Origin of the sequence: Citrobacter sp. S39, from assembly GCF_009495675.1 — a bacterium.
GTDB classification, from domain to species: Bacteria; Pseudomonadota; Gammaproteobacteria; order Enterobacterales; family Enterobacteriaceae; genus Citrobacter; species Citrobacter freundii.
Genome location: NZ_CP045555.1, coordinates 2,230,442 through 2,250,634, shown reverse-complemented (window position 1 = coordinate 2,250,634; position 20,193 = coordinate 2,230,442). Strand labels below are relative to the sequence as shown.

The 20,193-nt window shown below is 52.6% G+C and carries 20 protein-coding genes; 7 read left to right on the top strand and 13 right to left on the bottom strand.

All coding sequences use genetic code 11. From position 1 onward, the window contains the following. Positions 1-25 precede the first annotated feature (25 nt). The 9 genes from era to rseD form a co-directional block, all read right to left on the bottom strand. Positions 26-931: a GTPase Era gene (gene era, locus GFB57_RS10655; RefSeq protein WP_003037581.1), complete on the bottom strand. Its 906-nt coding sequence runs from the start codon at positions 929-931 to the stop codon at positions 26-28. Beyond that, entirely contained in the window at positions 928-1,608 is a 681-nt protein-coding gene (gene rnc, locus GFB57_RS10650; RefSeq protein ID WP_003037579.1) for a ribonuclease III, read from the bottom strand. The genes era and rnc overlap by 4 nt, the downstream gene beginning before the upstream one ends. A gap of 268 nt (positions 1,609-1,876) precedes the next feature. Beyond that, positions 1,877-2,851 carry a signal peptidase I gene (lepB, locus tag GFB57_RS10645; RefSeq protein WP_003037578.1) on the bottom strand — a complete coding sequence of 325 codons (975 nt, stop codon included), beginning with the start codon at positions 2,849-2,851 and terminating at the stop codon, positions 1,877-1,879. 15 nt (positions 2,852-2,866) lie between these two features. Next, entirely contained in the window at positions 2,867-4,666 is a 1,800-nt protein-coding gene (gene lepA / locus GFB57_RS10640) for a translation elongation factor 4 (protein WP_003037577.1), read from the bottom strand. 270 nt (positions 4,667-4,936) lie between these two features. Further along, positions 4,937-5,401: a SoxR-reducing system protein RseC gene (gene rseC / locus GFB57_RS10635; RefSeq protein ID WP_003037576.1), complete on the bottom strand. Its 465-nt coding sequence runs from the start codon at positions 5,399-5,401 to the stop codon at positions 4,937-4,939. Then, entirely contained in the window at positions 5,398-6,354 is a 957-nt protein-coding gene (gene rseB / locus GFB57_RS10630) for a sigma-E factor regulatory protein RseB (protein WP_003037575.1), read from the bottom strand. The genes rseC and rseB overlap by 4 nt, the downstream gene beginning before the upstream one ends. Then, complete coding sequence (rseA, locus tag GFB57_RS10625; RefSeq protein WP_003037574.1) at positions 6,354-7,004, bottom strand: anti-sigma-E factor RseA; 651 nt, start codon at positions 7,002-7,004, stop codon at positions 6,354-6,356. Before rseA ends, rseB begins: the two co-directional genes overlap by 1 nt. Positions 7,005-7,035: 31 nt before the next feature. Beyond that, positions 7,036-7,611, bottom strand: a complete 576-nt coding sequence (gene rpoE, locus GFB57_RS10620; RefSeq protein ID WP_003037573.1) for an RNA polymerase sigma factor RpoE — start codon at positions 7,609-7,611, stop codon at positions 7,036-7,038. Further along, the gene (gene rseD, locus GFB57_RS10615) at positions 7,608-7,730 is read right to left on the bottom strand and encodes a rpoE leader peptide RseD (protein ID WP_223306697.1); all 123 of its coding nucleotides are present in this window, start codon (positions 7,728-7,730) and stop codon (positions 7,608-7,610) included. Before rseD ends, rpoE begins: the two co-directional genes overlap by 4 nt. A 305-nt stretch (positions 7,731-8,035) precedes the next feature. On the opposite strand from rseD, the gene nadB reads away from it, so the two are divergent. After that, entirely contained in the window at positions 8,036-9,658 is a 1,623-nt protein-coding gene (nadB, locus tag GFB57_RS10610) for an L-aspartate oxidase (RefSeq protein ID WP_003037572.1), read from the top strand. On the opposite strand, the gene trmN is transcribed toward nadB, so the two are convergent. Continuing rightward, the gene (trmN, locus tag GFB57_RS10605; protein ID WP_003037571.1) at positions 9,643-10,380 is read right to left on the bottom strand and encodes a tRNA(1)(Val) (adenine(37)-N(6))-methyltransferase TrmN; all 738 of its coding nucleotides are present in this window, start codon (positions 10,378-10,380) and stop codon (positions 9,643-9,645) included. The genes nadB and trmN overlap by 16 nt on opposite strands. A 130-nt stretch (positions 10,381-10,510) precedes the next feature. Here trmN and srmB point away from each other — a divergent pair, with 130 nt between their 5' ends. Next, entirely contained in the window at positions 10,511-11,839 is a 1,329-nt protein-coding gene (gene srmB, locus GFB57_RS10600; RefSeq protein ID WP_003037569.1) for an ATP-dependent RNA helicase SrmB, read from the top strand. Between the two features lie 17 nt (positions 11,840-11,856). Here the strand turns inward: srmB and GFB57_RS10595 are convergent, their stop codons facing one another. Then, a complete protein-coding gene (locus tag GFB57_RS10595) occupies positions 11,857-12,753 on the bottom strand; it encodes a LysR family transcriptional regulator (protein ID WP_003037568.1) in 897 nt (298 codons plus the stop codon). Positions 12,754-12,855: 102 nt separating this feature from the next. Between GFB57_RS10595 and eamB the strand changes: the two genes are divergently transcribed. Next, positions 12,856-13,443, top strand: a complete 588-nt coding sequence (eamB, locus tag GFB57_RS10590) for a cysteine/O-acetylserine transporter (RefSeq protein WP_003037565.1) — start codon at positions 12,856-12,858, stop codon at positions 13,441-13,443. Positions 13,444-13,522: 79 nt separating this feature from the next. Here eamB and grcA read toward each other — a convergent pair whose 3' ends face one another. Next, positions 13,523-13,906, bottom strand: coding sequence for an autonomous glycyl radical cofactor GrcA (gene grcA / locus GFB57_RS10585; protein ID WP_003037563.1), 384 nt, complete (start codon positions 13,904-13,906; stop codon positions 13,523-13,525). A gap of 317 nt (positions 13,907-14,223) precedes the next feature. Here grcA and ung point away from each other — a divergent pair, with 317 nt between their 5' ends. Then, positions 14,224-14,913 carry a uracil-DNA glycosylase gene (gene ung / locus GFB57_RS10580; RefSeq protein WP_003037561.1) on the top strand — a complete coding sequence of 230 codons (690 nt, stop codon included), beginning with the start codon at positions 14,224-14,226 and terminating at the stop codon, positions 14,911-14,913. A 33-nt stretch (positions 14,914-14,946) separates the two neighbouring features. Here the strand turns inward: ung and GFB57_RS10575 are convergent, their stop codons facing one another. Further along, positions 14,947-16,026 carry a tRNA/rRNA methyltransferase gene (locus tag GFB57_RS10575; RefSeq protein ID WP_003037560.1) on the bottom strand — a complete coding sequence of 360 codons (1,080 nt, stop codon included), beginning with the start codon at positions 16,024-16,026 and terminating at the stop codon, positions 14,947-14,949. 207 nt (positions 16,027-16,233) lie between these two features. Here GFB57_RS10575 and trxC point away from each other — a divergent pair, with 207 nt between their 5' ends. The 3 genes from trxC to pat all read left to right on the top strand — a co-directional run bounded on the left by trxC (position 16,234) and on the right by pat (position 20,118). After that, complete coding sequence (trxC, locus tag GFB57_RS10570; protein ID WP_003037559.1) at positions 16,234-16,653, top strand: thioredoxin TrxC; 420 nt, start codon at positions 16,234-16,236, stop codon at positions 16,651-16,653. Between the two features lie 69 nt (positions 16,654-16,722). Next, positions 16,723-17,421 (top strand): tRNA-uridine aminocarboxypropyltransferase, encoded by a 699-nt coding sequence (gene tapT, locus GFB57_RS10565; RefSeq protein WP_003037557.1) that lies wholly within the window; start codon positions 16,723-16,725, stop codon positions 17,419-17,421. Between the two features lie 36 nt (positions 17,422-17,457). Further along, positions 17,458-20,118: a protein lysine acetyltransferase gene (pat, locus tag GFB57_RS10560; RefSeq protein WP_003037556.1), complete on the top strand. Its 2,661-nt coding sequence runs from the start codon at positions 17,458-17,460 to the stop codon at positions 20,116-20,118. Positions 20,119-20,193 lie beyond the last annotated feature (75 nt).

The following is a 20,193-nucleotide window of genomic DNA, read 5'->3' as shown; positions in this document are numbered from 1 at the left end:
ACTCGCCGTTTTTCAGAAGATGGGTTTAGACGTCGTCGCCGTAACCGAGGCTACGCAGCGCGCGTTCGTCATCGGCCCAGCCGGATTTCACCTTCACCCACAGTTCGAGGTGAACCGGCGCTTCGAACATCTCCTGCATGTCTTTACGCGCTTCGATGCCGATGGTTTTGATCTTGGCCCCTTTGTTGCCAATAACCATCTTCTTCTGCCCTTCACGTTCAACGAGGATCAGACCGTTAATATCGTAACCACCGCGCTCATTGGAGATAAAACGCTCAATTTCCACAGTAACGGAGTACGGCAGTTCAGCCCCCAGAAAACGCATCAGCTTTTCACGGATGATTTCAGAGGCCATAAAGCGCTGAGAACGGTCGGTGATGTAATCTTCCGGGAAGTGATGAATAGCTTCCGGCAAATGCTTACGCACGATGCCCGCAACGGTATCGACATTCAAGCCGGTTTCGGCAGAAATCGGCACGATATCAAGGAAGTTCATCTGGCTTGCCAGGAACTGCAGGTGCGGCAGCAGATCGGCTTTTTCCTGAACGTTGTCTACTTTGTTCACAGCCAGAATAACCGGGGCTTTGCCATCACGCAGCTTGTTGAGCACCATTTCGTCGTCCGGCGTCCAGCGGGTGCCTTCCACAACGAAAATAACCAGTTCAACATCACCGATCGAGCTGCTCGCCGCTTTGTTCATCAGGCGGTTGATCGCTCGTTTTTCTTCCATATGCAGGCCCGGGGTATCAACATAAATCGCCTGATACGCGCCTTCAGTATGGATGCCAACAATACGGTGACGTGTTGTCTGAGCCTTACGTGAGGTAATAGAAATCTTCTGCCCAAGCAGATTATTCAACAGGGTGGATTTGCCGACGTTCGGGCGACCGACGATGGCAATAAATCCGCAGTAAGTTTTCTCTTCGCTCATTCCAGCTCCAGTTTTTTTAACGCCTGTTCGGCGGCAGCCTGCTCAGCCTTACGACGGCTCGAACCTGTGCCAACCACCGGTTCACTCAGGCCGCTGACCTGGCAGTGGATAGTAAATTCTTGATCGTGTGCTTCACCACGGACCTGTACCACCAAATAAGACGGCAGAGGCAGGTGGCGACCCTGCAAATATTCCTGCAGGCGCGTTTTCGGATCTTTTTGTTTGTCGCCTGGGCTAATTTCATCCAGACGAGTTTGATACCAGTTCAGGATTAATTGCTCAACGGTTTGAATATCGCTGTCGAGGAAGACGCCACCGATCAAGGCTTCAACGGTATCGGCCAGGATCGATTCACGACGGAAGCCGCCGCTTTTCAGCTCACCAGGCCCCAAACGTAAACATTCACCGAGGTCAAACTCACGGGCTAATTCAGCCAGCGTATTGCCGCGAACCAGCGTTGCGCGCATGCGGCTCATGTCACCTTCGTCCACTCGTGGGAAACGGTGATACAGCGCATTAGCGATAACAAAGCTCAAAATAGAGTCGCCCAGAAATTCTAAACGCTCGTTATGTTTGCTGCTGGCGCTCCGGTGAGTTAATGCCTGCTGCAACAGCTCCTGATGATTAAAAGTGTAGCCCAGCTTCCGTTGAAGCCGATTAATTACGATGGGGTTCATGCGATACCAATAAATGAATGCGTCAACAATTCAGCACACGAAACAGACCTGATATACGCACTTTGCGGAGCATCTGGCTTCGCCTGCATGCTTTTATATACAAACCAACGCTGTTTCGTGTGCCGTGGCAACCTGTCGGTGCCAACCTAAAACTTCGGGGGAATATTCTATACACAACGACAAGGGATGTCGTTAGTCTGCGGGAATTTATCCGAGAAATAATTCACGCTGCCGCCGTAATGACGACAACGTGAACGATTATCGGCGATTAGTGAATGCCACCAATACGGCTTAAACGCACACCGGTCGGCCATTCACCTTCTTGCTTATCGAAACTCATCCAGATAGCGGTCGCTTTACCCACCAGATTCGCTTCCGGCACAAATCCCCAGTAACGGCTGTCCGCACTGTTGTCACGGTTATCACCCATCATGAAGTAGTGCCCTGGCGGGACGATCCAGGTTGCCAGTTGCTGACCAGGCTGGCGGTAATACATTCCCACCTGATCCTGCGCGATTGGCACGGTCAGAATGCGGTGCGTGACCTCACCCAGCGTTTCTTTACGCTCAGAGAGACGAATACCGTTCTCTTTCGTTTCGTTCAGCGGAACTTCAAAGAAGCCACTGGTCGCTTCCCCACCGTTACGGCGCGCAAAGGTCTGTACGAAATCACTTGGCTGAACATCCGAATACGTTACCGGCAGCGCGTTTTCACACGCCTGACCGGAACGGCATCCTGGCTGAATGGTCACTTCTTTCGCCACTGGATCGTACGTTACTTTGTCTCCCGGTAAACCGACAGCACGTTTAATGTAGTCCAGGCGCGGATCTTCCGGGTATTTAAACACCACGATATCACCGCGTTTCGGATGGCCGGTTTCGATCAGCGTTTTCTGGTAAATCGGATCTTTAATCCCGTAGGCGAATTTCTCCACCAGGATAAAGTCACCGATAAGCAGCGTCGGCATCATCGAACCTGACGGGATCTGGAACGGCTCATAAATAAATGAACGTACCACCAGCACAATCGCCAGTACCGGGAAAACAGATGCCCCGGTTTCCAGCCAGCCCGGCTTAGGGGATACTTTTTTCAGCGTTGCTTTATCCAGTGAATCACCTGCAGCAGCTTGCGCTGCTGCCTGACGCTCCCGGCGTTTTGGTGCGAAGATGAATTTATCTACGCACCATAAAATGCCCGTCACCAGTGTGGCAATCACCAGAATCAGGGCAAACATGTTCGCCATGCCAACTCCTTAAGATTATTTGCTGTCTTTACCGACATGCAGAATGGCGAGGAACGCTTCCTGCGGCAGTTCGACGTTACCGATCTGCTTCATGCGCTTTTTACCCTCTTTCTGTTTTTGCAGCAGCTTTTTCTTACGGCTGATATCACCGCCGTAGCATTTCGCCAGAACGTTTTTACGCAGCTGCTTCACGGTTGAACGCGCGATGATGTGCGTACCAATGGCCGCCTGGATCGCGATATCAAACTGCTGGCGAGGGATTAGATCTTTCATCTTCTCAACCAGTTCGCGGCCACGGCTCTGGGAGTTGTCGCGGTGAGTAATCAGCGCCAGCGCATCGACACGTTCGTTGTTGATAAGGACATCAACACGCACCATGTCAGACGCCTGGAAGCGTTTGAAGTTATAGTCCAGCGACGCATAGCCGCGAGAGGTCGACTTCAGACGGTCGAAGAAATCGAGTACTACTTCCGCCATCGGGATTTCATAGGTCAGCGCCACCTGGTTACCGTGGTAAACCATGTTCGTCTGGACGCCACGCTTCTCGATACACAGGGTGATGACGTTGCCAAGGTAAGCCTGCGGCAGCAGCATGTGACACTCAGCGATCGGCTCACGCAGTTCGTAGATGTTGTTCAGCGGCGGCAGCTTGGACGGACTATCGACGTAGATAGTCTCTTTCGCCGTGGTTTCGACTTCGTAGACTACGGTCGGCGCGGTAGTGATCAGATCCAGATCGTATTCACGCTCCAGACGTTCCTGGATGATCTCCATGTGCAGCAGACCAAGGAAGCCACAACGGAAGCCGAAGCCCAGCGCGGTAGAGCTTTCCGGTTCGTAGAACAGGGAGGCGTCGTTCAGGCTCAGCTTGCCAAGCGCGTCACGGAAGTTTTCATAGTCGTCAGAGCTCACCGGGAACAGACCGGCGTAAACCTGTGGCTTCACTTTTTTAAAGCCTGGCAGCGGTTTGTCTGCCGGGTTACGCGCCTGCGTCAGGGTATCGCCAACCGGCGCGCCGAGGATGTCTTTAATCGCACAAACCAACCAACCTACCTCGCCGCATTTCAGCTCGGTACGGTCAACCTGTTTTGGCGTGAAGATCCCCAGGCGGTCGGCGTTATAGACCTGACCGGTGCTCATTACTTTAATTTTGTCGCCTTTACGCATGGTGCCGTTTTTAATACGCACCAGCGACACCACGCCAAGGTAGTTGTCGAACCAGGAGTCGATGATCAGCGCCTGTAATGGGCCTTCCGGATCACCTTCCGGCGGCGGAATGTCGCGTACCAGACGTTCAAGAACGTCAGTGACGCCAACGCCGGTTTTCGCCGAGCAGCGAACGGCATCTGTCGCATCGATACCGACGATATCTTCGATCTCTTCCGCTACGCGTTCAGGATCGGCGGCCGGTAGGTCGATTTTGTTCAGAACCGGCACCACTTCCAGATCCATTTCCATGGCGGTATAGCAGTTAGCCAGGGTCTGCGCTTCTACGCCCTGCCCGGCATCAACCACCAGCAGTGCACCTTCACAGGCGGCAAGCGAACGGGAAACTTCATACGAGAAGTCAACGTGGCCCGGGGTGTCGATAAAGTTAAGCTGATAGGTTTCACCATCAGATGCTTTGAAATCGAGCGTCACGCTCTGCGCTTTGATAGTAATACCGCGCTCACGCTCAAGATCCATCGAGTCGAGAACCTGCGCTTCCATTTCACGGTCAGACAGGCCACCGCAGATCTGGATAATACGGTCAGACAGCGTCGATTTACCGTGGTCGATGTGAGCTATGATTGAAAAGTTACGTATGTTCTTCATATAGTGTAATTATTGTGCCTTACGCCCGCCTGAGCAGGCTCTGAGAAGTCGCTGTTCTGAGCTTAACGTCTGTTTAAGTGAAACGCCGCATTCTACACTACAACGCTGAGGCGAGGAAATGTTCATAGAGCAAGGATAGCGGGAACTGGAAACAACTTTGCAAAGTCGATGAAACTTTTGTCGGATGGCGACATAAACGCCTTATCCGGCCTACGCCTGCATCTGAGGACGCTGTAGGCCTGATAAGCGCAGTGCCATCAGGCAAAGATATCACTGCTGGGTTTCGACGCGAATAAGATCGGGTGGGAGAGCAACGTTCAGAATGACCGGCTGCCAGGCTTCGCGTTCAGCAAGCTTACGAGAGTATCCACGAGCAATCAGGAATCCGCCCACGCCCCCCAGCACTGCTCCGCTTAATGCCGCAAGATCGGAACCAAACAGCACCTGGAATAGCGCCGCGAAAAGAAACAGTCCCGCCAACGGAGACATGTAGACCAGCATCGCCGAACCGAGCAGGCTACCTTCGGCAATGCCCAGTTCAACTTTTTGACCAGGGGTCAAGGGTTCGTCGCAGGGCACCACGATGGTGTGTGTGGTCTGTGGTCCCAGTTTGTTCAGCACGCGGCTCCCGCATCCGGCCCGGGAAGCACAGCTGCTACATGATGCTTTAACATCACAGCTGACCGTCGCCAGACCATTTTGCCAGGAGACGACCGTCGCCCACTCTTTAATCATTGTGCTGCCCTGAACTTAATATTGTCCGCGATACGCTTCGCCGTTTGCGGCGGAAGCTCACCGACAATAGTGATTTCGGCATTATCTCGCACGCTGGTGCTAACCGTGCGGCGTCCAGTGCGCAGCAGCTGATCGGCGCTGTTTTGCGTCGCGCGGTTTACGTTCACGGAGAAACTGAACAGACCATCGGAATAAAGCCGTGATTCGATCGGCATGTTATCCATCGTCGGCAGCGGACGTCGACTGCTGGACACCTCGCTGAAGCCTTGCGGCAACCACGACGGACTCCAGTTGAAGTTGGTTTTCTCACCCGCAGGAACTGACAGCAACGGCGGCAGATTGGCTTTCGCCAGCGTCTGCATGCTGTCGCTGACACCGTTGTTAACAGTAAACGCGATGACGCGGAACTGTTCCAGCGTTTCGCCATCACGGTCAAGAAGATCAACACGCATTGGCAGCTTGGTCTCAGTGTCCATCCAAACGATATAGCTGTAACGGGTGCCGTCACGCGCCACAACGCGGATCACTTCACAGAGCCTGTCGGCAATACGGGTGCGGCCTACTGAGATAAAATCATAGTAGGGAGCAAGACGTTTGAAGTCGGTGTAAATCAGGGAGGGCAGTGAGTCAACGATATAGTCGCCGTTCAGCGTGAACGGTTCGAGACCTGGCTCAAAATAGCTGATTTCGTTGCCACGTTGCACCACTTCCCGGCGCGGACCATCCATTTGCAACAGTTGCGCGAGCGGACGGTTATCCTGGCGGGCATGGCGATAACGTAGGGATTCAACACCCTGCTTATTGATGCTGACAAATGACAGCTCATAGGTGAGCGACTGGCTGGCCAGATTCATCTGCTGCAACAACGCCCCGGACGCAGGATTGGCCGAGGCGTTGACAGAGAAGAACAGGCTACCAGCCACAAGTGACATGGCAAACCAAAGTTGCTTCATTACTGCGATTGCGTTCCTAAAGTTTGAATTCCTGGCACCTGCACAGCGGCTTGCTGTGTCTGGGCCTGCTCAAACTGAAGCTGTTCAGAGTGCAGTCGACGTTGCAGTTCGTAATCCTGCAACATGGCATTAATACGACGACGCTGCTCCTGTACCTGCTGTTGTTGACCGCCGCTGGCCGTCGCATCAGAAGGTACACCCAGGCTTACCGGACTGGCTTTACCCATCATCGGTAATGTATTAAATACCGGCGTTTCGGGCTGCTGGGACGTTTCAGATTGCCCATTATAGTGCTGGACGCCAACAATAACTGCAAGTGATACACACGCGGCCACACCCATTTGAGTAAGCTGCGCGGCCCACGGACGCATTTTCTTCCAGAACGGCATTTTCTGCCACTGGTGCGGTGCTGGCTGGGCCTCAGGAATCAATGGCGCCGTCTGACGTACCGGCTCATCCTGGATGGCGGCCATTACGCGGGCGGAAATATCGAAATGGAGAACGTCGGCAGTATCACCTCGCATGGAATCGCGAATCAGGTGATAACTCTCCCAGGTTTTTTGCATTTCCGGGTCGTGAGCCAGCTCTTTGAGCAACTCAGTATCCAGCGTTTCGCCATCCATTAAAGCGGAAAGTTTTTCTTTCTGCATGCCTAATACCTTTTCCAGTATCCCGCTATCGTCAACGCCTGATAAGCGGTTGAACTTTATTATCAATAGCTTCCCTCGCTCGGAAGATACGTGAACGCACCGTACCCACCGGACAATCCATGATAGCGGCTATCTCTTCATAGCTCAGGCCATCCAGCTCCCGCAAGGTTATTGCCATGCGTAAATCTTCCGGGAGGGACTCAATAGTTCGGAAAACTATCTGTCTCAGTTCTTCTGACAACATTAAGTTCTCAGGGTTCGAAATTTCTTTCAGCGCACCGCCACTTTCGTAATTTTCTGCTTCAATCGCATCTATATCACTGGAAGGTGGACGACGCCCCTGAGCGACCAGGTAATTCTTCGCTGTATTGACCGCAATACGATACAGCCAGGTATAAAAAGCACTATCCCCCCGGAACGAGTCCAGCGCACGATAGGCTTTGATAAATGCTTCTTGTACTACATCGGGTACATCACCCGACGGTACATAGCGAGAAACCAGACTCGCCACCTTATGCTGATAGCGCACTACCAGTAGGTTAAAGGCTTTCTGATCTCCCTTCTGGACCCGTTCTACCAGGACCTGGTCCGTTAACTGCTCGCTCATCCGAGGTAAAGTCTCCCCAAACCAAATTTCCACGCGCCTTCGAAACGCCACTCCATCAGCTTCACTATGAGCAAGCAAATGCTTAGAGTGCTCAAGTTTCGTAAAGTTCCGTTACGCATTGTTTTTTGTTTGTCATGTTGTAGACAGGTCTTATCTCTCATTATAAGTCTACATAACCCGATCAACGCACTATCTGTACAGAAATGCCCATTTCACCGCTTGCAGAGTAACCCAACGGGCACTTTATTTCATCACATAATCTGATGCTAACGGCCTGCTTCACAAAATATTTTTGCCTATTTCACCCTCATCATGTTTTTCTTTCATGTTTAGTCATTGCAACACGTTTAAAAATAAAACGTGCAGTATCGCGCAATGTGGTGCTATGGTGACCAAACACTGTTTAGTAAATTAAACAAAAATCATGAATACGACTCCTGAATTATCCTGTGACGTGCTGATCATTGGCAGCGGGGCTGCCGGACTCTCACTGGCGCTGCGCCTGGCTGAAAAACATCAGGTTATTGTCCTGAGCAAAGGGCCGGTCAGCGAAGGCTCGACATTTTATGCCCAGGGCGGTATTGCCGCGGTTTTCGATGAAACCGACAGTATCGACTCCCACGTTGAAGATACGCTGATTGCCGGGGCCGGGTTGTGCGATCGCCATGCGGTTGAATTTGTCGCCAGCAATGCCCGTACCTGCGTTCAATGGCTAATCGATCAGGGCGTCTTATTTGATACGCAGGTTCAGCCTAACGGTGAAGAGAGCTATCACCTGACCCGTGAAGGCGGTCACAGCCATCGACGCATCCTGCACGCTGCGGATGCTACCGGCAAAGAAGTCGAAACCACCCTCGTCAGCCAGGCACAAAATCATCCCAACATCCGGGTTCTCGAGCGCAGTAATGCTGTCGACCTGATTGTCTCCGATAAAATCGGTCTGCCGGGAACGCGTCGGGTTGTCGGTGCCTGGATCTGGAATCGTAATAAAGAAGCCGTAGAAACCTGCCATGCGAAGTCGGTAGTGCTGGCCACTGGCGGCGCGTCAAAGGTGTATCAATACACCACCAATCCGGATATTTCCTCGGGTGACGGAATTGCAATGGCCTGGCGTGCGGGATGCCGCGTCGCCAACCTGGAGTTTAACCAGTTTCACCCAACAGCGCTGTATCATCCGCAGGCGCGCAATTTTCTGCTGACCGAAGCGCTGCGCGGCGAAGGCGCGCACCTGAAACGCCCGGACGGTTCACGCTTTATGCCCGATTTTGACGAGCGTGGCGAACTGGCTCCCCGCGATATTGTCGCCCGCGCCATTGATCATGAAATGAAGCGCCTGGGTGCAGATTGCATGTTCCTCGATATCAGTCATAAACCGGAAGAATTTGTTCGTCAGCATTTCCCGATGATTTATGAAAAGTTGCTGGGACTGGGCATTGATCTAACCAAAGAGCCTGTTCCCATCGTGCCTGCCGCGCACTATACCTGCGGCGGCGTGATGGTTGATGACTTTGGCCGTACCGATGTCGATGGGCTGTATGCGATCGGCGAAGTGAGTTACACCGGCCTGCATGGCGCCAACCGGATGGCATCGAACTCATTGCTGGAGTGTCTGGTTTACGGTTGGTCCGCGGCTGAAGATATCGACAGGCGTATGCCTTATGCACGCGGCGTCAGCACGCTCCCGGGATGGGATGAAAGCCGGGTAGAAAATCCAGATGAATTGGTTGTTATCCAGCATAACTGGCATGAGCTGCGGCTGTTCATGTGGGATTACGTCGGTATTGTGCGCACCACTAAACGTCTGGAACGCGCCCTGCGTCGTATCACCATGCTGCAACAGGAAATCGACGAGTATTACGCCCATTTCCGTGTGTCGAACAACCTACTGGAGCTGCGCAATCTGGTGCAGGTTGCCGAGCTGATTGTCCGCTGCGCGATGATGCGCAAAGAGAGTCGGGGCCTGCACTACACGCTGGATTATCCAGAACAGCTTCCAGAGGCGGGCCCGTCAATTCTCTCGCCGCTCAGTCATCACATAAACAGATAGAACGCCTGGGTCAGCGCCGTATAACCTTCAGAGTAACGTTGGTCTGGCCCACGGATCACCAGCCTGTCGCTAAAGCACTCCCCGGCCTGCGGGGAGAATGCCAGCAATACCCGATGCGGTAGACGGGCCTCGGTTTCTGCTACATCCGTGCGCAATCGCAGATGCCAGCCCATGCTAAGCGCCTGCTGAGTAAATGCGTTACCAATCTGCTCCGGTAGCACCACACAAAAAAAACCGTCTTCCGTAATGCAGTCCGCCGCCAACGTAAGCAACGCCTGGTGATCGAGCGAGGTGGTATAGCGGGCCTGCTCGCGCTGCGGTGTAGCGCATTCCACGCCCTGTTCATAATAGGGAGGATTGCTGATTATCAAATCAAAACGCACGGTCTGACGCGGTATCCACTGTTGTGCATCTTCTGTATGAACACTCACGCGATGCATCCACGGAGATTGCGCGATGTTCTCCTGCGCCTGCTGCGCGGCGTCGACATCAAGCTCCACGGCGTCAATGATGACGTTTTCATCAGTGCGCTGGGCCAGCATCAGCGCCAACAGGCCGCTCCCGGTACCAATATCCAGGATCCGCTTTACGCCCGCAACGGGGGCCCAGGCCCCCAATAAAATACCGTCCGTTCCGACTTTCATTGCACAGCGATCGTGTGCCACAAAAAACTGCTTAAAAGTAAATCCATTACGTTTCAGTACGGATGTAGACTGGGGCATGAAGAACAACCTTCCTGGAAAAAAAACGATAACATAGGATAAAAACAATACCTGAGAAGGTATATCCATACAAACAGATGAAGATTGCAGCCGTAACGTCTATAATCAGCGCCCCACTCAGAGGTAGAACATGACTGTAACGACTTTTTCCGAACTTGAACTCGATGAAAGCCTTCTGGATGCCCTCCAGGAAAAAGGTTTCACTCGCCCGACTGCCATTCAGGCTGCCGCCATTCCGCCTGCGCTCGATGGCCGTGATGTACTCGGTTCTGCGCCGACAGGCACCGGTAAAACGGCGGCATATTTGCTGCCAGCGTTGCAGCACCTGCTCGACTTCCCACGCAAGAAATCTGGTCCGCCGCGCATTTTAATCCTGACGCCAACGCGCGAACTGGCGATGCAGGTTGCTGAACACGCCCGTGAGCTGGCGAAAAATACGCATCTGGATATCGCGACCATTACCGGCGGCGTGGCTTACATGAACCACATGGAAGTCTTTAGCGAAAACCAGGACATCGTGGTTGCCACCACGGGTCGTCTGCTGCAATATATTAAAGAAGAAAACTTCGACTGCCATGCGGTTGAGACGCTAATTCTCGATGAAGCAGATCGTATGCTGGACATGGGTTTTGCCCAGGACATCGAACATATCGCCGGTGAAACCCGCTGGCGTAAGCAAACCATGCTGTTCTCCGCCACGCTGGAAGGCGATGCGATTAAAGATTTTGCCGAGCGTCTGTTGGAAGATCCGGTCGAAGTCTCAGCGGATCCGTCCACCCGCGAACGCAAGAAGATCCATCAGTTTTACTACCGTGCCGATGACATCGAGCACAAAACTGCGCTGTTGATCCATCTGTTAAAACAGCCGGAAGCGACCCGCTCGATTGTCTTCGTACGTAAACGCGAGCGTGTGCACGAGCTGGCAGGCTGGCTGCGCCAGGCGGGCATTAACAACTGCTATCTCGAAGGCGAGATGGTGCAGAACAAACGCAATGAAGCGATCAAACGCCTGACCGATGGCCGCGTGAACGTGCTGGTAGCCACCGACGTTGCCGCTCGCGGGATCGATATTCCTGACGTCAGCCATGTGTTTAACTTCGACATGCCGCGCAGTGGCGATGCCTATCTGCACCGCATTGGCCGTACCGGTCGCGCAGGTCGTAAAGGTACTGCGATCTCTTTGGTTGAAGCGCACGACCATCTACTTCTCGGCAAAGCGAGCCGCTATATTGACGAACCGCTGAAAGCACGCGTCATCGACGAACTGCGTCCAACCACGCGCGCGCCAAGTGAGAAATCCAACGGTAAACCATCCAAGAAAGTGCTGGCGAAGCGCGCCGAGAAAAAAGCGAAAGAGAAAGAGAAGCCGCGGGTGAAAAAACGTCACCGCGATGCAAAAAATATCGGCAAACGTCGTAAGCCGAGCGGAGCTGCTACCCAGCAGTCCGACAAAGAGTAAACCGAATGCCGGGCCGTTTAGCCCGGCATTTTTTCACGTGATGCAAAACTCTCTTCAATACACTCAAGAAACACCCGCATCGCCGGACTAACGACTTTTCCGGCATGATAACCACACAATGCCGTAATTAACTCAGGTTGTTCACTGTACGGTAATTCAATCAATTCCCCAGAACGTAGCTCCTTCTCAACGGCAAAACGCGGCAAAAAGCTGACCCCAAGATTTGCCGATACGCACTGCTTAATGCTTTCAATGCTCCATAGCTCAATGGTATTTTCCAGCGTAATCTGTCGTTTACGCAGTAGCCCCTCGAAGCGCTGTCTGAAAATACATTGCGGCTCATTAATGATAAAACTGCAGGGAATGTGCTGGTTAGACTGAGTAAAATCAACGTGCTGAAGCAGCGGCGAAGCAACTAATGCCAGTGACTGATCGCCTAGCGGCATCAACTCAAGGGCATCGTCATTACCCACTCGATAAAACACCCCCAGATCGACCTCATCACTGAGCAACGCATCGCGAATGACATAGCAATTGAGTGACTGTAAAGACAATCGCACATGGGGCGCACGTTGTTTAAATCGCTGTAAAACCTGCGGCATTTTATACGCCAGCAGCGTTTCGCCCGTCGCGACACGTAGCTCGCCGCTCGGCTGCGCATCCTGATGTGCTGACTGTCGAATCGATGCCATCACGCGCGTCAGGTCATGGATATGCGGCATCAGCCGTTTTCCCTCACTGGTGAGACACATCCGGCGTCCAATTTTTTCAAACAACTGCACCGAAAGTTCTTGCTCAAGCTGTTGAATATGAAAGGTAACTGTTGATTGCGTACAACACAGTTTTTGTGATGCCCGCAGGAATGAGCCCTCTTCCACCACTGTTTTTAACGTAATAAACCGACGTAAATCCATTCGCACTAACCCATCGAAAATATCGAATTCAGAATGCAAAAACATTCATTTTTTTAAATGTTTTGTCTCGGGTACTGTCTACCAAAACAGAGGAGATAACAAGTGACCCCTACCCTTTTAAGTGCATTCTGGACCTATACATTGATTACCGCGCTAACCCCCGGACCAAACAACATCCTTGCGCTCAGTGCCGCGACATCACACGGTTTTCGTCAGAGTATGCGCGTACTGGCCGGAATGAGTTTGGGCTTTTTAATCGTCATGCTGATGTGCGCCGGGATTTCATTTTCACTGGCGGTTATGGATCCTGCCATTATCCATTGGCTCAGTTGGGCTGGGGCAGCTTATATCCTGTGGCTGGCGCTGAAGATCGCCACCAGCCCGGCTACAAACGATGGTTTGCTGTCAGAGCCGATTAGCTTCTGGGCGAGTTTTGGCTTGCAGTTTGTTAACGTCAAAATCATTTTGTACGGCATTACCGCGTTATCCACGTTTGTATTACCGTACACTCAGGACGCGCACTGGCTGATTGGGGTGAGTATTCTGTTGGCGCTGATCGGCACCTTCGGAAATGCCTGCTGGGCGCTGGCGGGCCATCTTTTTCAGCGCGTTTTTCGCCGTTACGGCCGGCAGTTGAATATCATTCTGGCGCTGCTGTTGGTGTATTGCGCAGTAAGGATCTTTTACTAACGGATGCAAAAAAGCGGAAGACACACTGGCATCTTCCGCTTTTTGATTCTTTGCTAAACGGGGTTATTCCCCGTGAGCCTTACAGGCTCTCAGTAAAGGTACGAGCAATAACGTCGCGCTGCTGTTCTGGGGTCAGAGAGTTGAAACGCACTGCATAACCAGAAACACGGATGGTCAGCTGCGGATATTTTTCCGGATGCTTAACTGCATCTTCCAGCGTTTCGCGACGCAGAACGTTCACGTTCAGGTGCTGACCACCTTCCACGCGGACTTCCGGCTGTACGTCTACCGGTACTTCACGGTATTCGATTTCGCCCAGTTTGCTGACAGCAACGACTTCATCAGCATTGAAACCTGCTTTCGCAACGATGCAGCGTGCTTCGCCTTTTTCGCTGTCCAGCAGCCAGAAAGAGTTCAGCAGGTCGTCGTTTGCAGCTTTAGTAATCTGGATACCTGTAATCATTTGATGCCTCCCCGGCAAAATTATTTGATCTCGGTTGGCCGTCATACGGCCAATTGGTAAAACCATTGTTGCTTGAGTGTATATATACCCCTCACACACCCTTGAATCTTTGATTTAAATCAATAAAAACCACACATGAAAAGTGGTGATAGATAGATTTTATTGTTTTACATCAACTTACGCCATGTACATAGCTAAACTTTTTACATAAATTTTCAACTATCTTTAAGGGGTAGACCATTGAGAAACGTACAGAATTTTGCGACGTCGAAAGAAGCAGTTAAGCTAGGGGGATTGAAAATTCGCAGGAGAGCGAGATGGCCACCGAATTAACCTGGCACGATGTGCTGGCTGAAGAAAAACAGCAGCCTTATTTTGTTAACACACTGCATACTGTTGCCGGCGAGCGTCAGTCAGGAATGACAATTTATCCGCCGCAAAAAGATGTGTTTAACGCGTTTCGTTTTACCGAGCTTGGTGACGTGAAAGTTGTCATCCTGGGTCAGGATCCTTACCACGGCCCAGGCCAGGCACACGGTCTCGCGTTCTCTGTCCGCCCCGGCATTGCCACTCCGCCTTCGTTGCTGAACATGTACAAAGAGCTGGAAGCAACAATTCCCGGCTTCACACGCCCCACGCACGGATATCTGGAAAGCTGGGCACGCCAGGGCGTACTGTTACTCAACACCGTACTCACCGTTCGCGCCGGTCAGGCACATTCTCACGCCAGCCTTGGATGGGAAACCTTTACCGATAAAGTTATCAGCCTGATTAACCAACATCGGGAAGGCGTGGTTTTCCTGCTCTGGGGTTCTCACGCACAGAAGAAAGGCGCGATTATTGATGCGCAGCGTCACCATGTGTTGAAAGCGCCACACCCATCACCGCTCTCTGCGCATCGCGGTTTCTTTGGTTGCAATCACTTTGTACTGGCTAATGAATGGCTGGAACAACGAGGTGAAAAACCGATTGACTGGATGCCGGTATTACCCGCAGAAAGCGAGTAAAAAAATGCCAGCGATTCGCTGGCATTTTTATTATCAGGCTTTGTTCTGACGCCACCACTCCGCGAGCAACACGCCGGTCGCGACAGAAACATTGAGCGTTTCTACCTTGCCGGTACCGTCAATCGCCACGCACAGGTCGTCGGCTGAACATGCTGCTTCTGGCAGAGCTTCACGCTCACGCCCTAATACCAGCACCATTTTTTCCGGCAGCGTGGTAGTAAACAGCGGTTTACCTTTCACGCTTGAGGTCATCACTACCGTGTAACCCGCGTTACGGAAATCGTCCAACACATCGACAATGCTGTCACCGGTAATCGGCTGAACATGCTCTGCTCCACCTTCAGCAGTACGGATAGCCGCCCCCGATTCCAGCAGCGCCGCATCCTGAACCACCACGCCTTTCACACCGAAGTGCGCGCAGCTACGCATCATACCGCCCAGGTTATGCGGGTTAGCGATATCTTCCAGTGCCAGCACGCAATCCTGCGCCCCTGCCTGACCGACCCACTGCTTAACGGTAGTACCGTTACGTTTTTTGATCAGGAAACAGACGCCACCGTGGTGTTCAGTGCCAGAGGCTTTCGCCAGCTCGGCTTCGTCAACCACGTGATAGGCTTTGCGGTTTGCCGCCATCCAGCGTAATGCTTCTTTAAAACGCGGGGTTACGCTCTGAACAAACCAGGCGCGGACGATAGCGTCCGGACGACTCTGGAACAGAGCCTGACAGGCATTCTCACCATAAACGCGGGTTTCTTCCGCGCGCTGACGGCGTAATACTTCAGGATCGATAAAGCTCTTACCGCTAATACCGCCGTGATCGGCTTTATCCGCTGCGTCATCATTCGGTGCGCGGGAAACGGTACGCCACGGTGAATCTTCACGTCTGCGGTCGCGTTCTACATCGCGGTCACGCCCGCGTTCACGACCACGTTCGCTGTTCGGACCCTTTCGTTCATCACGGGCAGGGCGACGACCGCCTTCGGCTCGGGAAGTACCGGGGCGACCGCCGCCTTTGCCAGTACGTGGATTTTGGGTGCGTTTATCCGAGTCATCGTCACTGCGGACGTACATCACTTTGACCTTGCCGTTTTTGTTCTTCAGTTCGTCGCTCATGTTTTTCTCCACCTGCTCTGCGCGAAGCGCGCAGATTACCCGATGTGCACGTCGTTAGCCATTATTTCATTTAAAAGCTAAGGACTATTGTACTCATTGAATAAAACGCATTGTTGTTTAGAACAGACTCTCCGATAATATGTAACATAATAGAAACATACTGGCGTTTATGCCGTGAAGTCCACTCCACTCATCCAGAGGTTAGTTATGAATACCGTTTGTACCAGCTGCCAGGCTATCAACCGCATCCCTGACGATCGTGTCCAGGAAGCGGCTAAATGCGGACGCTGTGGTCACGACCTGTTTGATGGGGAGGTGATCAATGCGACCGGTGAGACACTGGATAAACTGTTAAAAGACGATCTCCCGGTTGTCGTTGACTTTTGGGCCCCCTGGTGTGGTCCATGTCGTAACTTCGCCCCGATTTTTGAAGATGTCGCGGAAGAGCGTAGCGGCAAAGTGCGTTTTGTTAAAGTGAATACGGAAGCCGAGCGTGAACTCAGCGCCCGTTTCGGTATCCGCAGCATTCCGACCATCATGATCTTCAGAAAAGGTGAAATCGTCGACATGCTTAACGGCGCTGTACCAAAAGCCCCGTTTGATAGCTGGCTTAACGAATCATTATAATCTCTACGGGGCGCATCTTGTGCCCCGTTTTCACCTCTGCGACAATAGCGTTTTTCAACGTGTTTCCCCATGACCGATAACGCTGTTCTTCAGTTACGCGCTGAGCGCCTCGCGCGCGCCACGCGTCCTTTCCTTGCCCGAGGTAATCGCGTTCGCCGCTGTCAACGCTGCCTGCTGCCGCAGAAGCTCTGCTTGTGCGCAACTCTGGCGCCCTCTGAGGCAAAAAGTCGCTTTTGTCTGGTGATGTTTGACACCGAGCCGATGAAGCCCAGCAACACGGGGCGTTTAATTGCTGATATTCTGCCCGATACCACGGCTTTTCAGTGGTCACGCACCGAGCCACCGCAGGCGCTGCTGGAACTGGTAAAAAATCCGGATTACCAGCCGATGGTTGTATTCCCGGCCTCCTATGCGGGTGAAGAGCGTGAAGTGATTTTCACGCCACCAGCCGGTAAGCCCCCATTGTTTATCATGCTCGACGGCACCTGGCCTGAGGCGCGTAAAATGTTCCGCAAAAGCCCGTACCTCGATAACCTGCCGGTGATCTCTGTTGATTTATCACGCCTTTCTGCTTACCACCTGCGTGGCGTTCACGCCGAAGGGCAATATTGCACAGCCGAGGTGGCCATCGCCTTGTTGGATCTGGCGGGAGATACGCAAGCCGCAGAAGGGTTAAGCGATCATTTTACTCGCTTTAAAACCCGCTACCTGGCAGGAAAAACTCAACATCAGGGAAGCGTCACAGCAGATTTATCAGAAAACGTTTAAAATCATTCGGTCACTGGTGTCATTAAGGAAGCCGATATGAGTCAGCGTGGTCTGGAAGCACTATTGCGACCGAAATCCATTGCGGTGATTGGGGCGTCAATGAAGCCTAATCGCGCAGGTTACCTGATGATGCGTAACCTGCTTGCTGGCGGTTTCAATGGACCTGTTTTACCGGTGACGCCCGCATGGAAAGCGGTGTTGGGCGTACTGGCGTGGCCCAATATCAACAGCCTGCCTTTTAGCCCCGATCTCGCCGTGTTGTGCACCAATGCCAGCCGTAACCTGGCATTACTCGAAGCACTTGGCGAGAAAGGTTGTAAAACCTGCATTATTCTCTCAGCACCCTCGGCGCAGCACGCGGAGCTGCTGGCCTGCGCATCACGCTACAACATACGTCTTCTGGGTCCCAACAGCCTGGGACTTCTCGCCCCCTGGCAAGGACTTAACGCCAGCTTTTCCCCCGTCCCGATTAAGCGCGGCAAGCTGGCTTTCATCTCTCAATCCGCCGCCGTGTCCAATACCATACTCGACTGGGCACAGCAGAGAGAAATGGGCTTTTCTTACTTTATCGCGCTGGGTGATAGCCTGGATATCGACGTTGATGAGCTGCTGGATTACCTGGCACGCGACAGTAAAACCAGCGCGATATTGCTGTATCTCGAACATTTAAGTGATGCCCGGCGCTTTGTTTCCGCCGCCCGTAGCGCCTCGCGCAATAAACCTATTCTGGTGATTAAGAGCGGTCGCAGCCCTGCAGCGCAGCGTTTACTGCATACCAGCGCCGGGATGGACCCTGCGTGGGATGCAGCTATTCAGCGCGCCGGTTTACTGCGCGTACAAGACACTCACGAGCTGTTCTCAGCAGTCGAAACCTTGAGCCACATGCGTCCACTACGTGGCGACAGGCTAATGATCATCAGCAATGGGGCCGCGCCTGCCGCACTGGCATTAGATGAACTGTGGTCAAAAAATGGCAAGTTGGCGACGTTGAATGAAGACACCTGCCAGAAATTACGCGATGCCTTGCCTGAACATGTTGATATCGCCAACCCACTGGATCTGCGTGATGACGCCAGCAGCGAACACTACGTTAAGACGCTGGATATTTTGCTCGCCAGCCAGGATTTCGACGCGTTGATGGTGATTCATTCACCCAGCGCAGCCGCTCCCGGAACCGAAAGCGCACAGGCATTGATTGAAGCGGTAAAGCATCATCCCCGAGGAAAATTCGTCTCGTTGCTGACCAACTGGTGCGGAGAGTTTTCCTCTCAGGAAGCCCGCAGACTGTTTAGCGAAGCCGGATTACCAACCTACCGCACGCCTGAAGGCACTATCACTGCATTTATGCATATGGTGGAGTACCGGCGTAACCAGAAGCAACTGCGTGAAACGCCAGCGCTACCCGACAATCTGACCACCAACACCGCCGAAGCGCATAATCTGTTACAACAGGCGATTGCAGAAGGCGCAACGTCACTGGATACTCATGAAGTTCAGCCTATTTTACAGGCCTACGGCTTACATACACTGCCGACATGGATCGCCAGCGACAGCGCAGAGGCCGTACATATCGCGGAGCAAATCGGCTACCCGGTGGCGCTCAAGCTGCGTTCTCCTGATATCCCGCATAAGTCGGAAGTTCAGGGGGTAATGCTCTACCTGCGTACAGCAACAGAAGTGCAGCAGGCTGCCAATGCAATTTTCGATCGGGTAAAAATGGCCTGGCCGCAGGCACGCATTCACGGTTTATTAGTACAAAGTATGGCGAATCGCGCTGGTGCTCAAGAACTTCGCGTCGTCGTTGAACACGACCCGGTATTTGGTCCGTTGATTATGCTGGGTGAAGGTGGCGTTGAGTGGCGACCGGAAGAGCAAGCCGTGGTGGCCTTGCCGCCATTGAACATGAATCTGGCGCGTTATCTGGTGATCCAGGGGATCAAAAATAAAAAGATCCGCGCTCGCAGCGCACTACGTCCGCTGGATATCGCCGGGTTGAGCCAACTTCTTGTGCAGGTCTCCAACTTGATCGTCGACTGCCCGGAAATTCAGCGTCTGGATATTCATCCTCTGCTGGCCTCCGCCGAAGAATTTACCGCGCTGGACGTTACGCTGGATATTGCCCCTTTCGCGGGAGATAACGAAAGCAGGCTGGCTGTACGTCCCTACCCCCATCAGCTTGAAGAGTGGGTGGAGTTGAAGAACGGCGAGCGCTGTCTGTTCCGCCCCATTTTACCGGAGGATGAACCTCATCTACAGCAGTTCATTTCTCAAGTGACAAAAGAAGATCTTTATTATCGCTATTTCAGTGAGATCAATGAATTTACCCACGAAGATTTAGCCAATATGACGCAGATCGACTACGATCGGGAAATGGCTTTTGTTGCGGTGCGTTGTAAAGATAATCACGAAGAGATCCTCGGCGTAACGCGAGCAATCTCGGATCCTGATAACGTAGATGCTGAGTTTGCCGTACTGGTTCGTTCCGATCTCAAAGGGCTTGGACTGGGTCGCCGATTGATGGAAAAATTAATTGCATATACCCGAGATCACGGACTTATACGTTTGAATGGTATTACGATGCCAAACAATCGTGGGATGGTCGCCCTGGCCCGAAAACTCGGGTTTGTTGTTGACGTCCAGCTCGAAGAGGGAATTGTTGGGCTAACGCTTAATCTGGCCCAATGTGAGGAATCGTGAGTAAGGTACTGGAAATGTTGACCACATTAATGGGTACTGGTGGTATCATTGCCCGCTTATGTCGTCTGCATAGCA

Bases quoted from the DNA above. Each gene is read 5' to 3' on its own strand.
- rseD (WP_223306697.1), bottom strand. From the start codon at position 7,730: ATGCGTAACGGAACTTTACGAAACTTGAGCACTCTAAGCATTTGCTTG.
- ung (WP_003037561.1), top strand. From the start codon at position 14,224: ATGGCCACCGAATTAACCTGGCACGATGTGCTGGCTGAAGAAAAACAG.
- tapT (WP_003037557.1), top strand. From the start codon at position 16,723: ATGACCGATAACGCTGTTCTTCAGTTACGCGCTGAGCGCCTCGCGCGC.
- rnc (WP_003037579.1), bottom strand. From the start codon at position 1,608: ATGAACCCCATCGTAATTAATCGGCTTCAACGGAAGCTGGGCTACACT.
- GFB57_RS10595 (WP_003037568.1), bottom strand. From the start codon at position 12,753: ATGGATTTACGTCGGTTTATTACGTTAAAAACAGTGGTGGAAGAGGGC.
- rseB (WP_003037575.1), bottom strand. From the start codon at position 6,354: ATGAAGCAACTTTGGTTTGCCATGTCACTTGTGGCTGGTAGCCTGTTC.
- lepA (WP_003037577.1), bottom strand. From the start codon at position 4,666: ATGAAGAACATACGTAACTTTTCAATCATAGCTCACATCGACCACGGT.
- lepB (WP_003037578.1), bottom strand. From the start codon at position 2,851: ATGGCGAACATGTTTGCCCTGATTCTGGTGATTGCCACACTGGTGACG.
- rseA (WP_003037574.1), bottom strand. From the start codon at position 7,004: ATGCAGAAAGAAAAACTTTCCGCTTTAATGGATGGCGAAACGCTGGAT.
- grcA (WP_003037563.1), bottom strand. From the start codon at position 13,906: ATGATTACAGGTATCCAGATTACTAAAGCTGCAAACGACGACCTGCTG.
- GFB57_RS10575 (WP_003037560.1), bottom strand. From the start codon at position 16,026: ATGAGCGACGAACTGAAGAACAAAAACGGCAAGGTCAAAGTGATGTAC.
- rseC (WP_003037576.1), bottom strand. From the start codon at position 5,401: ATGATTAAAGAGTGGGCGACGGTCGTCTCCTGGCAAAATGGTCTGGCG.
- rpoE (WP_003037573.1), bottom strand. From the start codon at position 7,611: ATGAGCGAGCAGTTAACGGACCAGGTCCTGGTAGAACGGGTCCAGAAG.
- srmB (WP_003037569.1), top strand. From the start codon at position 10,511: ATGACTGTAACGACTTTTTCCGAACTTGAACTCGATGAAAGCCTTCTG.
- nadB (WP_003037572.1), top strand. From the start codon at position 8,036: ATGAATACGACTCCTGAATTATCCTGTGACGTGCTGATCATTGGCAGC.
- trxC (WP_003037559.1), top strand. From the start codon at position 16,234: ATGAATACCGTTTGTACCAGCTGCCAGGCTATCAACCGCATCCCTGAC.
- trmN (WP_003037571.1), bottom strand. From the start codon at position 10,380: ATGCCCCAGTCTACATCCGTACTGAAACGTAATGGATTTACTTTTAAG.
- pat (WP_003037556.1), top strand. From the start codon at position 17,458: ATGAGTCAGCGTGGTCTGGAAGCACTATTGCGACCGAAATCCATTGCG.
- era (WP_003037581.1), bottom strand. From the start codon at position 931: ATGAGCGAAGAGAAAACTTACTGCGGATTTATTGCCATCGTCGGTCGC.